11 protein-coding genes are annotated in these 14,105 nt (G+C 42.3%); 5 read left to right on the top strand and 6 right to left on the bottom strand.

Features of this window, described 5'->3' with window-relative positions; genetic code table 11:
* Positions 1-84: 84 nt before the first annotated feature.
* The 3 genes from DL94_RS16230 to DL94_RS16225 all read left to right on the top strand — a co-directional run bounded on the left by DL94_RS16230 (position 85) and on the right by DL94_RS16225 (position 1,720).
* Positions 85-249, top strand: a complete 165-nt coding sequence (locus tag DL94_RS16230; protein ID WP_156031897.1) for a hypothetical protein — start codon at positions 85-87, stop codon at positions 247-249.
* A 220-nt stretch (positions 250-469) separates the two neighbouring features.
* Complete coding sequence (locus DL94_RS0113475; RefSeq protein ID WP_051586472.1) at positions 470-1,291, top strand: YdcF family protein; 822 nt, start codon at positions 470-472, stop codon at positions 1,289-1,291.
* Positions 1,292-1,369: 78 nt separating this feature from the next.
* Complete coding sequence (locus tag DL94_RS16225) at positions 1,370-1,720, top strand: hypothetical protein (RefSeq protein WP_156031894.1); 351 nt, start codon at positions 1,370-1,372, stop codon at positions 1,718-1,720.
* A gap of 180 nt (positions 1,721-1,900) precedes the next feature.
* Here the strand turns inward: DL94_RS16225 and DL94_RS0113465 are convergent, their stop codons facing one another.
* The 4 genes from DL94_RS0113465 to DL94_RS0113445 all read right to left on the bottom strand — a co-directional run bounded on the left by DL94_RS0113465 (position 1,901) and on the right by DL94_RS0113445 (position 7,371).
* The gene (locus DL94_RS0113465; RefSeq protein ID WP_028130612.1) at positions 1,901-2,665 is read right to left on the bottom strand and encodes an SDR family NAD(P)-dependent oxidoreductase; all 765 of its coding nucleotides are present in this window, start codon (positions 2,663-2,665) and stop codon (positions 1,901-1,903) included.
* A gap of 368 nt (positions 2,666-3,033) precedes the next feature.
* Entirely contained in the window at positions 3,034-4,404 is a 1,371-nt protein-coding gene (locus DL94_RS0113460; protein ID WP_028130611.1) for a replication initiation protein, read from the bottom strand.
* Between the two features lie 815 nt (positions 4,405-5,219).
* Positions 5,220-6,383 (bottom strand): ParB/RepB/Spo0J family partition protein, encoded by a 1,164-nt coding sequence (locus DL94_RS0113450; protein WP_028130609.1) that lies wholly within the window; start codon positions 6,381-6,383, stop codon positions 5,220-5,222.
* Positions 6,370-7,371 (bottom strand): AAA family ATPase, encoded by a 1,002-nt coding sequence (locus DL94_RS0113445; RefSeq protein WP_028130608.1) that lies wholly within the window; start codon positions 7,369-7,371, stop codon positions 6,370-6,372. The genes DL94_RS0113450 and DL94_RS0113445 overlap by 14 nt, the downstream gene beginning before the upstream one ends.
* A gap of 496 nt (positions 7,372-7,867) precedes the next feature.
* Between DL94_RS0113445 and DL94_RS0113440 the strand changes: the two genes are divergently transcribed.
* The gene (locus DL94_RS0113440; RefSeq protein ID WP_081798832.1) at positions 7,868-9,679 is read left to right on the top strand and encodes a DUF262 domain-containing protein; all 1,812 of its coding nucleotides are present in this window, start codon (positions 7,868-7,870) and stop codon (positions 9,677-9,679) included.
* A 606-nt stretch (positions 9,680-10,285) separates the two neighbouring features.
* Here DL94_RS0113440 and DL94_RS0113435 read toward each other — a convergent pair.
* On the bottom strand, positions 10,286-11,566 hold the full coding sequence (locus DL94_RS0113435) for a sensor histidine kinase (RefSeq protein ID WP_028130606.1): 1,281 nt from the start codon (positions 11,564-11,566) through the stop codon (positions 10,286-10,288).
* Positions 11,563-12,162, bottom strand: coding sequence for a response regulator (locus tag DL94_RS15465; protein ID WP_051586471.1), 600 nt, complete (start codon positions 12,160-12,162; stop codon positions 11,563-11,565). Before DL94_RS15465 ends, DL94_RS0113435 begins: the two co-directional genes overlap by 4 nt.
* 220 nt (positions 12,163-12,382) lie before the next feature.
* Between DL94_RS15465 and DL94_RS0113425 the strand changes: the two genes are divergently transcribed.
* On the top strand, positions 12,383-14,047 hold the full coding sequence (locus tag DL94_RS0113425) for a ShlB/FhaC/HecB family hemolysin secretion/activation protein (RefSeq protein ID WP_028130605.1): 1,665 nt from the start codon (positions 12,383-12,385) through the stop codon (positions 14,045-14,047).
* Positions 14,048-14,105 lie beyond the last annotated feature (58 nt).

Below are 14,105 nucleotides of genomic sequence, written 5' to 3'. Positions count from 1 at the left end.
TATATAATATGCCATAATATATATAAATCGATTAACATTTTTTCATATACTACACTTATATTTAGGGCAAAGGAGCGATTTATCATGATGAAAATGATTTATGATTTTGTTGAGGATTATAACCGTATAATTATGGAAGAAAACTCCGACAATCTCAATAGGTTTGAAGTTCTTCCTGGTATCTACTCCAATATCGATCCTGCTAACCTTATTGATTGCCAGTCAGCTGATTTCGATTTGATCCGTTAATCTTTTCCCTAAACGCTAACAGGCGCTGTGTCATCACAGCGCCCTTTTCCATATATTGTAAAAATAGCAGGTAAATTCCGGTTTGCCAAGAATTGTTACCAATAACCAGAGCTGCCTATGTAGACTTTGCCTACCTCAAGGAGCCATACCTGCGTCCACGACCGCAGAGGCGGTCTTATCCTTTTCAATATGTAAACTTTTTAGCAGAGGACAAAATGCCATGCAAATTTATCCGAAAAATAATATCCCTCTTCAGCAGCTTGCTGATGCTGCCAATACACTTACCCGTTTTCTCGGCGTCCGTGACCTGCCAGAACTAAGCCCCCAAACATTACAAAGCAAATATGGCATTAAACAGGCTGATGTACTGATACTCTTCGGTGGCACCATTCCCTTTGGCTGTGACGTTGCTGCCACCGTCTGGAAACGCGGCGTGGCCCGCCACCTGATGGTAGTTGGCGGCATCGGTCATACCACCCAGTCTCTTAGAGCTAAATTCAAAGCCAGATTCCCAGATATGGAAACCAATGACAAAGCAGAGGCCGAGATGATTGCCAACTACCTGTCCCGGAAGTACGATATTCATGATATCCTCTTGGAAACAAAATCCACCAACTGCGGCAATAATGTCACTTATGCCTTAGCAAAACTAAAAGAGGCCGCTATCCCGGCAAAATCGCTCATAATCATGCAGGAGCCTTCTATGCAGCGCCGCATGGCAGCTGGCTTTGCCAAGGAGCTGAAGTATAACACAGATACTACCTTCATAAACTATGCACCTTACCTCCCCTATCTTGCCACTGAAAATGGCTCCCTGCGCTTTATCCGCCAATATTGGGGCCTATGGGATGTAGAGCATTATATTACCCTACTCCTGGGAGATATATCCCGGCTCAGAGATGACAAGCATGGCTATGGCCCCCAAGGTAAAGGTTTCATCACACACGTAGATATCCCACCGGAAGTTGAAAAAGCTTTTCAAATTCTAAACGCCAGCCAGCTGGGCACCATCCGTACTGCCAACCCAGCCTTCAGCAGCTAATGAATTGGCGTTGTAACGAAATCATTAAGACAGTTGCAGAAATGTTTCTGTTCCTTGGGTATCGGAGCGCCAAAAAAAATGGTAGAAGAATATTATGACTTCTGCCACTGCGTTACTAAAACCTTCCAATCTCCGTATAAATCATGCCATTTTTACCACGTTCTGACCGCATTAGGGAAATGTACTTTAAAAACCCACTGGCCCGGTAATTATCACACGTATAAGACTACCTTTGTGGGGATTGGCTCAGATTGTGAGAAGATGCTGGCCCATTGGGGCATAAAGGCAGAAACAGGTGTTTTTGACAACAATGTGTATTGGGAAGCAGCTACCGGACGTTTTATCCGTCATGAAGAGCTGTGCTATTGGATAAAAAACGGTTGTAGAGCAGATGCCAAATTCAAGCCTTGGCTGAATTCGGACGACTAATTGCAGTAGATTATCTTCGTGAAGAAATGAGAGAAGGTATGAATAAAATCCATAAAATACAGCAGCGAGAGCAGCCGCCAAAGGCGGACCACCGGCTATTTCTAGTCAGCGGTCCGCCTTTATTATTTCTTATCCATCATCGTTATTTTAATCGCCCCTCTCCTTAGGGAAAACACTTCGCTAGAAACAGACTTTTGCCAACAACCAATGCGGTAAAAGAGAGGCTATTATTCGGTGCACAGTACTTACAGTATCCGGAGTACATACCACTGCACCTGCTTTTGCAGCCCGTAAGGATTTTTCAGCAACGCTCTTGGCGTTAGTTGCGCCTGGCATATCCTTATAAACCTGATGCCTATCTGTTTCTCTGGCCTTGTCCACAAATTCCGTATCTTTAATCCAAAACGGGCATACAGCGGTAACTTGAATCCCTAATTCACTAAGCTCAACGCTTAATGCTCTGCTATATGACAACATAAAGGCCTTGCTGGCCGCATAGACAGCAAGATTAGGTATTGGTTGGAACGCTGAGCATGATACAATTTCCAGAATATGGCTCCCCTTTGACATGTACGGTATGCACATTTCTGTAATTCCCATAGCTGCCATATCATTAAGCTTTACCATCTGCTGGAGTTTTACCCTTGGACAATCGCGGCTTAAACCAATACAGCCAAAGCCAGCTGCATTTACCAGATATTTAACATGAGGCTTTTGGACGGCCAACTCCTGTTCCAATTCATCTAAACATATTTCATCTGCTAAATCCAACGTAAGAATTTGACATTGCGTACGAAGTTTTGCCGCCAGACTATCCAAACGCTCCTTACGTCTGGCAACGAGCCACAGTTCGTCTACTCCCTCTTTATCCAAAAACTTGGCATACTCTGCTCCCAAGCCACTGGATGCACCTGTAATAATTGCCACGTTCTTTTTATTGCTCATTTTTCCACGACACCTCTAGTATATAAAAAGCAAAAGACAACACATTATTCTTGCAAGCAAGCACACTACTCCTATGTTATTTTCTATATGATATTCCTAAATCCTGCCTAATTGAAAAGCGTTTTCATGTAAGCAATATATTTATTCCCCTCCCTTCCATCCAGATAGAAACCAGGTCTGTCCTAAGCTCCTCCCTGAATAATTCAATATCTAGCAGCCAGTTATGAAACATCAAAAAAAGTAGACCGACAAATAATACCACAATAAAGTCCATTATTCATTTTTTATGGATTATATCATGTAAAAAAGATATAAAATTCGCCGAGCGAATACTTTAGTAAATTAAAGTATTCGCTCGGCGAATTTATTTATATCATGCTATCCATAGTTATATAACCGGACATCAACCGTTGTGCCAGATGTTCTCGGAAAAGCATTGTTTCCTTATTACGAAGGTCACGTTTTTGGATTTTAACTCGAGCTTCCCCTTCGTCATAAGGTATTCCCATATTAGCCGCCATATTCTTCATCGACATAGCAGCAACATCGAAAATCTCAAGGAGTTTCTTCATATTGCCTTTTTTGATTAGAACACCGGCATTGTTTTTACATGTTTTGTAAACATCTTCCAACTGCATATCTGTCTTCTGTAATTCAGTCTCCACACTGCCATTTGTATCAGCCTTACGAAGCCAGGATTTGCGACGGGATTTGGCATAGTCTTTTTTTATACAAGTAATAAGATAACCGGCACTAAGCGGTTCTTGTTCTGGTTTGCGTTTTTTTAGTTGTTCCTTATAATATGCAAGGTTGCTTTTTAATACTTCTATACTGTAGTTGTTGATGATATCTAAACAAGTAGATTCGGGCTTGATTCCAAAAGAGGAAAATTCATCAAACAATCTAAGCTGCTCCGAATCCAGCATTTCTATCTTATCTTCAGTAGTAACTACTTTTTTGGGTGCCGGTAAAACCTTACCAGTAACATCTGTTAAATGAATAGTAATGGTTGTGGCAGCACGACGACCTTTACCATCATGTGAAAAGTGGAACTGTTTTAGCGAAGTGCTTTTCCTGATTTGTTGCTCAGCTTTTTTTAAAACATCACGTTGAAAATCACGGAAATTTGCGTAAGCAGTAACAGGCATGTTAAGTCGTTCTTTAAAACGGTCAATGGAAATAGTATATGTACCTTCTGCAATAAGCTCTTTAACTACCATGAAAACTTTGAGTTGTGTTATGCCTCGTATAGCTAACATCTCATCAATGTCTACTTCAGTAAACTTTTCGGTAAAGTCCTGTAAATAAGGCAGCATTTTTTGATTTACAGAGACAGAAACAGTATCATTAAAATCATTGTACTCAACAGAATTGTATAATGGTATTTTTAACCAATTATGTTTATCTTCCTCGCTGGAGTAGCGCTTTACTATTTTAAGACTTTTATCTGAAACATGGTCCAGCGCTTCGCGGATAATGCCACGCCAGCCTTTGTCCTTATTGATACTTAGTTTATCTGCAAGAACAGAAATGTTATATTCATAAAGTACATCGTTATTGATTTCCTGTTCCCGAGCTAAGGATGCCATAGTTAAAAGCCAGATTTTCATCTCATTTTCTTTCATGGAGTGTTTTGCAAACATGAGTTCGTTTGCAAACTTAGTGGGTGCTTCAAAATCCAAATTCTGATAAACATATTCAGTTTCATTGGAGAGAGGGTTTCCCTTTTTTGCTGGCATATGCATATGTCCTTTCGAATAATAGCAAATACATATTATATTATATTATACTATTTGTGGTAGAGATTATCAACATTAAGTTCCCACAACAAGTAGAGTTCTTATATATTATATGTTTATATAATAAACATATAATATTATATATAGAGAGTCTTGTAGTGGGGAAAATTGTCGGATGATGATGAATCCAGTGGTGATAAGGGCGGAGAAGGATTTTTTGATAATTGGATGAGTGTTTGTAGTGGGGAATTATGTCTCTAATTAGTTTGTGGTGGGTGACTTTGTCGGAACTAGTGGATTCCCCTTTATCTAAAAGGGCGTAAGCATGTTTTAGGGCTTTGTGGTGGTATGATTTGTCGGTGTTTATACTTGTATGGTGGTATGATTTGTCGGTTGTAGTGGGTAATTTTGTCGGAGAAGGTCTTAGCTTTTAGAAGTATGCTAATTGTGAAGCCAGATAAAATCTGGGATGGCAGATTATTTATTGTGGTAATAATAGTCGTTAAATCATTTGTAGTGGTATGATTTGTCGGTTCATATGGTATAGAAAAGCAGCAGGTTTTTTTATTGGTGGTATAATTTGTCTGTTCAGCCGTTATGGTGGGGGAATCTGTCTATTCTATCCACAGATACCTGTTGATAAAATATGAAAAGCCTTTAAGATAAAGGGGAAATTTATCCACATCCTGTTGATAAGTACCATAGCAAAGAAGTATATAAATGTAAAAGGCTGAATCACCGACAAAAAGACCCACAATAAAAGCTATAAGAGAAAAAGGACAGACTTTATTACAATAGTCGGTCCTTTTCACCTGTCAATCCGCTTTTTCGGAAGAGTCGAGTATATAATCTTTGTAAGCGTTTTTGAAAGCGGTGGCTTTCTTATCTGGAATATACATGACAATCAGCTGAGAGGCGGAAGGAGCCTTGCCGGAAAGGTGAATGGTATAGCCATCATCTTCTTCAGTCAGCGTGTCGATATAACCAATTTTAGTGGCAGCAGTATGTTCTTGCGTAGTCTGGTCCAATACCTCGTGAAATTTATCTAAAACCCTTTCCGATGGGGTTTTGGCCGGAATGGCCATAATTATCTCGTTGGTGAGCAGGTCTGCCTGTTTGTGTAATTCCGCCTGAACTTCGTGCGACCAGGCAGCAATACGTGTAGCTGCCTTTTGGGAAATAAGGCCTTCATCGAACATATCAAAGAAAGCCGGGATAAGATTAGCCATTTTGTTCCAGCTGAATGCTGCTGTGCGTTTCATGCCCATTTGTTCGGCCGCTTTTTCCAGTATCTGCTTTTCGCCGCGTTTTTTCAGTATGTTTAATTTTGTGCGTACGGCAAAGCTCTTATCTCTGCCGGTAAGGTTAGCTCTTTGTACATAGTTAGTGTCAGAAGCGATTTCTCTGGCTTGATCATCGCTTAGTTCTTTATAACCATATACTTTACACTCTATAGAGAGGTATTTTTCATCCTGAGTGATTTCATAGAGTACTTCGTAGATACTTTTACGGGTGTTGCCTGCCAGTATCTGATAGGTAGTGCCTTCTTTATCCAAAGCACGCACGACCAGCGGCTGTTGAAGGCCGTTACGATAGATACTGTCGGCCATAAGTACTTTTTTCTCATTGGAGATGGTCGAAAATTGATTCCACTCTGCAGGAGTGGGGGTTAGTAAATTAAGCGGCAGCAGGGTGTAGGCACCGGTATTGCCAGCAATGTCCTGCAAAATTTTATCCGTCTTTTCGGAGGTTTCCCGTACGGATTCGGCTGATTCAATAGGGGAGGGAGACGCTGGGGGAGTTGAGGTGCTGTTATTTTGCGCCATAAGTCTCTTTTTAGTCATTTCTCTAAACTCATCGTTATCGAAACGACTGCTGACGCCAACGGGCGTAGTGGTTGTTTCCTCAGTCTGTCCTGAAAGGTCGACGAAGGAAATACCCATTATATTGTTGTTTTTCTTCTTTTTATTGCTGCTCAATTCTAGCCACCACCTCGTCACAAAGTTTGATATATGCTTTAGATGCCTTACATGCAGGCTTTCTATAAGTAACAGGAGCACTTAAGTTTTCGGAGTTGATTACATCCTGGTTGTAGGGGATGCGAGTCTCGAAAAGCATTTTGTCCCAGCCATTCTGGACCATGGGGAGAAAATCATGGAAAGATTTTGTGCGGTCTACAACCTTGGTCATGAAGGCACCGAGAATTTTGAGGCTCGGACGCTGCTTAGCTGTGGTAAGAACGAAACGAGCCATTGCATTAGCACCCAAGATAGCATGTTTTGCCGGCTCTACAGGGATGATTACATAATCAGTACCCAGCAGGAACATGGCCACCTCGTTATTCATGGCAGGTCTGCTGTCTACTAGAATATAGTCGTATTTGTCCATAGCCTTCGCCTCTTCGATAATATCAGCGATGATATAGGCATAACGGACGCCGCCAGCATTGAGTTCAGCATACGTACCGTCAAGGCGGATATCTGAGCAGATAAGATCAATGCGTGGGAATTCGGTGGAGCTGAGGATAAAGTAGTCGAGTTTCACGCATTTATCCGGCGCATCGTCCTGAACGGCTCTCATTCTATCTTTTAACAGATTGCCCAGGTAATTGTCCAGAATCTGATTTTGACCTTCGCCCATATAGTTAAAAGTGTTGGAAAGGTTGCCCTGAGGGTCAGCATCAATGAGCAGGACATTCTTCCCCTTTTTGGAAAGCAGGTCGGCCAAGGCTGCTACCGTGGTAGTTTTACCAACGCCACCTTTGTTGTTGCTGACGGAAATAACGACTCCCTTATGTTTCTTGGCATCTTGTTCCATGCTTTCCTCCTTTTCATAGAGGGTATTTACGGCATCATCGAGAATTTTTGTCTTAGGTACGCCTTTCTTTTCAGATAAGGTCTTCAGTTTCTCCACATTGTCATTGGAAAGAGTAGTGGTGAAAGACTTGCGGTTGGTTAACTCAGCCATTAGCTTTCCTCCTATATAATTAAAAATCTAAAATTTAACTAAGTTATATATGGATAATATCATATATATAACCAAAAATCAATAAAACTTAATTAAGTTTTTAAAATAATCAATTTGCCATAAAATAACGAAATATTTAAGAAATAATTTACTTACATTTTAGTTTTTTGAGAAAATGATATTTGTTTATCCTTTAATATACTAAAGTATTCGCTCAGCGAATTTTTAAGATAAACATAATCTTAGACTATATTATTGGCAAGTTGGATATGTTGAAAGCTCCAACTGCAGTGGAAGGCCACTTCCTTGAAAAATAAAAGGAAAGCTCCGTTATAATAGCGAATTTATCATTGTAAGTATTTGTCTAAGCGGTCATAATCTGATGAAAATAGCATAGAGTGGTAATAACACCGATAACATAAAAAGAAATTTCATGACAAGGTAGTTTGGTTTCTTGAATAATATTGTGCTATATAACATAAAGGAGCTGTTGACTTTGAATAAATCTAGTGTATTTGTTGATAGTGATGTTTATCCAATAGAAAAGTTGTTTCTTGAAAAGTATGATGTAGACTACTATCAGAGAGAATATGTTTGGGGAAAGAAGCAGATTGAGGATTTAGTTGATGATCTGACCATTGAATTCTTAAAAAATTGGAAAGTGGGGGATGAACTGTCAAAGGTCAAGGAGTATTCTCCTTATTACATGGGAGAGATTGTTTTTTCAGAAAACGGTGGGACTCGTAGCGCTATTATTGATGGGCAGCAGAGAATAACAACTGTTACTCTTCTTTTAATATATTTAAAAAGAACTTTTGGCAGCGCAAAAGGATTTCCGGCTATTATTGATAATCTGATTGCTTCAGATTATTATGGAGAACATCTTTTTAATTTGGATATTGCGGAAAGAAGACCTTGCATGGAAGCACTATATGAGAAGGGGACGTACACAGTACAGAAAAATGATCCTGTATCTGTAACTAATCTTGTAAACAGATTTGCAGATATCGGTGAATGCTGGCGCGATGAAATAGGTGAGCACAATATAGTTCACTTCATGTACTGGTTAAAAGAAAAGGTAATGTTTTCAAAGGTTTGGACAAATAGCGATGATTTTGCCTATGTTATATTTGAGACTATGAACGACCGTGGATTATCCCTAACTCAAGTGGAGATGTTGCGAAGCTATTTATTGGCAAAAATCGATGATGATAAGCGAGAAGCTATCATGAAAGAGTTTGATGCTACAACAAAGAGGCTGGCAGCGATAAATCTATCTTCCAAGTCTAAGGCAGAGTTTGAATTCTTTAAGATTTATTTTAGATCTCATTATGCTCAGAACTTGTCGCAGGCAAAAAATGCATCTTCAGACTTTGTAAAGATAGGTAAAGAGTTCCATCGTTGGGTTCGTGATGAAGAGGAGCGGCTGGGGCTTAATGGGTCAGCTGAATATGTTGAATTTGTAAATAAGATAATGTATTTTGCAAATGTGTATATTCATATTATGGAACTGATTGAGAGCAGGAATGTAAAGGAATACCTATATTTAATCGTAAATTCTGATTATGGCTTTACGCTTCAGCCGGCACTGATTATGGCAGCCGTTGAATATGGAGACAGTGATGATACGATTACTGAGAAGATTAAGGTAGTGTCAAAGTATTTGACAAAAATCCTGTCATGGCGTGTCTGGAACCACTGGCTGACATCACAGAATCAGATGGAAGCGAAAATTTATGAACTATGTAAACAGATTCGTAATATGTCTGTATCTAATTTGAAGAATCATCTCTTTACACATAAGATGGATAACAATATGTTGATAGGGACATCGCCACATTTAAATCAGCAGAACAAGCCTAAAATTAAGGTGTTGTTGGCACTTATAACTGAAATTGTTGCAAGAGGCTCTGGTACACCTGATTATATGCTGAATAAAAAGGAGATAGAGGTAGAGCATATCTGGTCTAATCATTTTGAGCAGCATAAGGATGAGTTCGATAATGAGAGTGATTTCCAGAACGTGAGAAACAGTATTGGCGACCTGTTAGTTCTTCCAAAGAGCTTTAATGCTTCTTATGGAGATGTCAGTTATGATGTAAAAGTGAAGCAGTATTTCTCACAGAATATACTGGCACAGACACTGAATCAGCAGAAATACACAAACAATCCTGGATTCTTGGGATTTATGAACAGTACAGGGTTACCATTTAAGTCTTATGATGAGTTCAAGAGAGTGGCTATAAATGAGAGGACGGATTTGTATCGGGCGATATTGGAGTATGAATTCAGAGAATATAAGGGGTAGGATATTTGTAATAATGGTAAATAGAAAGAATAGTTTGGAATGATACATGGCAACGTGTTCCTATTATGCCATAGTAACGTTCGTAATTATGGTCGGCGATTGGTTGTAACCGAATATGTATGTTAAAAATGTCAGCAATCCAAATAGTAATAATAAAAACGAGGCGATGCTAAAATTGTAAGCATTCGCCTCGTTTTTTATATGCTATGTTAGTATTATGATAAGGACCCTGTTTTGCTAAGTGGGGCTGTTAAGTTCAAAGGTTCTTTCTTATCAAGAGGACCGTTGGGGGTTAATGATTTGGTGGGGGAAAAATGAGGAAGTTTAATAGGGGGATGATGTATTCCACCTGCTACAATTCTTATTTGGTCTATACTAATTTCCTGTTTGCACATCATAGTCATGTTCATTCTCCCCTTTTGTTATGGTTTCTTTTATTATATACGTACGTATGAGAAGTGAAAGTATTACATAAAAAATACAGGAAATTGATGTTTAACTGGATTATCGAAACAAATTACTAAACTATGATGAAAATTTATTTTTATATTGCAAACAATTAAATAAGAAGTCCTATAAAATGGGGTCAGCGTATCGTCTATGTTTTTAGGGAATTGTTATGGTGACTATAGTGCCGCCTTCTGCACGAGGGCGGATTTTTATTTCGCCGCCGCACATCATTTCCAGCCGCTGTTGTATGTTGGTCAGGGCGGTATGTGGTTCCGGGCTGTCAGCAAGTTCGGCCGGGGCAAAGCCGGGGCCGTTGTCCTCTACGATAAGCTGGCTGCCGTTCTCTGCCGCTATGGTGCGGATCGTGATATGCAGGGGCGCGGCCTCCGGGTCCAGACCATGCTTGACGGCATTTTCTACAATGGGCTGCAAGGTCAGTGGCGGTAAGCGGAAACAGGTGTGCGGCGTATCGTATTCCACACAGAGCCTGTCCTCGAACTGCACCTGTTCGATGGCCAGATAAGCGCGGGCGTGTTCCAATTCATCGGTAAAAGGTATGGTATTTTCACCGGCGATGGCGGTGAAGTTCTTGCGCAAATAAGTGGTAAAATCCAGCGTGACCTGCTGGGCTTTTTGGGCATCACTAGCGCAAAGATAGTAGATGCTCATCATGGCGTTGTAGATAAAGTGTGGCCGCATTTGCAGCACCATGATACTGGCGCGTTGATGGGCAATTTCCCGTTGCTGGTGCATGTATTGGTCAGTCTGATGGTACAGAATCATGCCAAACATGGAAAGCGTGGAGAGAACTTCGCCGATAAAAAGAGCCATTTCGCTGGTGGGAGAGAACGCGAAAAAAGTGTAGGGGAGCAAGGTTATTGTCAGAGGCAGCAGATTAACGAGAAAGGCGGCATAGTATTTGGTGGGCAGCTGCCTGCGTTGCCTGATAACACCGGCCAGATTGAGCAGCATGATTATAATCAGGGGAGCCATGAGCAGGGAATGCCAGGGCCCACGGTAAAATTGGTTATCAGGCGTAATATAGTACAGGAAGGTTGTGCCTTGGGCTATGCCCAACAGGATAAAGAAGAGGCACCACAGGCCGGCGATGGTGCGGAAAAGCCAGCTTGTCTGCCACCGTTCCCCACAGGTTTTTAGCAGGTAAATGGTAAACATCGGCATGGGCAGCGAAAATAAGAGATATTCAAAAAAGGCCACTATTTTTTCCGCTGCAGCCATGGTGGGATTTTCCCAAACCAGGGAATCAACGAGCACAGACAATATGAGCAGCATGATGGTGGCAAACAGGCTGATGAAGAAACGTCTGTTCCATCGATTGGTGCTGGGCATAATGGCCGCAACACCGAGCCCCAGTGCGGTCAGGGTAAACATTGCACCAATCAGGCCAAAAGCGAGCAGTGTCAGCCAGTCAGTCATTTCTTTGCGCCTCCTAACGAAAACGGATAGCGGAGATTTTTGAGCTGTGCCTGTATGGCCTCGGCCGTAAGCGGCTTTAGCAGGAAACCGCAGGCACCGGTGCTCCACGCATCAAAAGAATACTCGACGTAAGCTGTCAAAAACACCACATTCGTGCGGGGATTGATGGCCAACAGTTTGCGGCAAAGGTCAAGGCCGCTGGTATGGCCCATTTCGATATCCAAAATAGCTAGGGCGACGCGGTTGGCCGTGGCAAATTCTATGGCCTCTGATGGCCGGGTAAAGCCAGTGATAGTGGCATAAGGCAGTACCTCTTCTAAAATCGGCAGGGCACTGGATAGAAACATTTTTCGGTCATCCACCATGATGACATGGGGCGTTTCCTCACTGGCGGCCGCCGCTGCCAGCAGTATGTTGACATCTGTATCGAGACACGTAGCGAGCCGCGTAATCATCATGGCATCCGGCAGGCGGCTGCCGTTTTCCCAGCGGGCAATCGTTGACCGGGTTACATACACCTGTCCGGCCAGTTCCCGTTGTGAAAGACTCTTTTCTGTTCGCAGTTTTCTCAGCGTTTCTGCAAAAAGTGTATTCATTTGCCAGGAGCTCCGTTCTTGTCTTAGTACAATTATGACCAAAAATCTATATCGTTAATAACTCGTTTTCAGTTTAACGATATGCTGTGAAAAAAGCAAGCGTTAACAGGGTGACATTCTGGAACACCTATTTAATAAAATGAAAAATAATGCGATAATAATTATAAGAAAGAAATTTGCTAAGGCACAATGACTTTGCCATAGATGGGAGATTTAGTAGATGAAAACGTCCAAGTCTTTATGTTTGACAGTTATCGTGGGATTATTAACGGGAAATCAGGCCGTCCTGGCTGCACCTGACAGGAATCTGGATGCTGGTGCCGGTATTCAGCTGGAACGTGACCGCAGGGATATGGAACGGGAACGCGTTTTGGAACAGATTGCAGAGGATGAGGCTGCTAAGGATAAAAAGGTGGAGCAGACGGAAAAGAATCCGGCAGTGGAAGGGGAAACGGAAATCAGCTTTGAACTTAAGCAGGTGGACTGCACCCCTTCGGAAATCCTGACGCAGGAAGAAATTAAGTCGGTCACCGAAAAATATATCGGCCGTCAGATTACCGTAAAGGATTTGCAGGAGATGACCGGGAAAATAACCGACCTTTACCGGCAGAAGGGCTATATGACCTGTGGAGCCGTGCTGCCTCCCCAGCGCATTCACGAGGGGAAGGTGGAAATCCGCCTCATTGAGGGCAAGACGGGAGAGGTCAACATCACAGGGAACAAGTATACCAAAACCGGCTATATCACAAGCCGGCTGGGCTTAAAACCGGGAGAAATTGCCAATATTGATAAACTAAACCGGGATTTACGCTGGTTCCATGGCACCAATGATTTGCAGCTGCGGGTAGTGATGAAACCGGGCAGTCAGGAGGGGACTACTGACTATGAAATCATAGCCTTTGAGCCGCAGAACCAGTCGGTAACACTTTATACGGACAATGATGGCTATGAATCCAGCGGCCGCTGGCGGCAGGGGCTGTTTTACAATATGCGCAGTCTGACAGGCCACAGGGACGCCCTGCGGGCAAGTTTTATCCGCAGTCAGGGCACCCAGGCCTGGAATTTAGGCTATAGTTTTCCCATATCGAAAAAAGGCATGATGCTGGACCTGAATTATGCAGCCAACAAGACGAAAGTGACGAGTGGCGAGCTAAAACCCCTAGGGGTGGAGGGAAAGTCCACCTCTTATTCCGTGACTTGGCGTGTGCCGTTTCAGATTACGGAACATTCCCGGCATGAGGCAGGTATTCAATACGTCAATCAGACGGTTAAATCAGAAGTGGGGCATGGCAGGGGTGTAGTTGTGCCGTATGTGGATGATAAGTTAAACCGGGTGATACCGTATGTTTCCTTCACTCATTATGGTAATGCGTCCGTGTTTTATCATAAACACTCGTTTGTGTTTTCACGGAGCAGCAATATTGACGACAAATCGGATACGGCCAGGATTTACCGTCTCAGTTCCTTCTGGCAGAAACGCTATAAGAACGGACAGTTTTTCCAAGGGCGTCTGGACGGGCAGTGGAGTGCTAATAGCTTTCTGTCGGCATCTTCAGACCGTTTCTTCATTGGCGGCGTCAACAGCGTCCGGGGCTATGAAGAAGGGTTCATTGGCGGCGAACAAGGGCTGACAGTGGGGCTGGAGTACCATATACCCTTGGACAAGAATAAACGTTTTTATATTTTCCCCTTCTTTGATTGGGGAACTGTAGCAGGGGATACTGCACCTGAACATCGCATGTTGATGAGTACAGGTATAGGTTTTGAGGCCAGGTACAAGAATATGTACGGTGCTCTGACCGTGGGACTTCCCTTGAAAAAGGATTTTTATGATAGACGTCTGGACAGCGCCAGAATAGACTTCAATCTGTCGGCTACATTCTGAGCCGTGCAAGGAGGCTGGGCTGCCCGGATAATACAAGGATAGAAGTTTGGGCAGCTTG

This window comes from Selenomonas sp. AE3005, from assembly GCF_000686945.1.
In the GTDB taxonomy this organism is placed as follows: Bacteria; Bacillota; Negativicutes; order Selenomonadales; family Selenomonadaceae; genus Selenomonas_A.
This window is presented reverse-complemented; position numbering and strand designations above follow the sequence as displayed.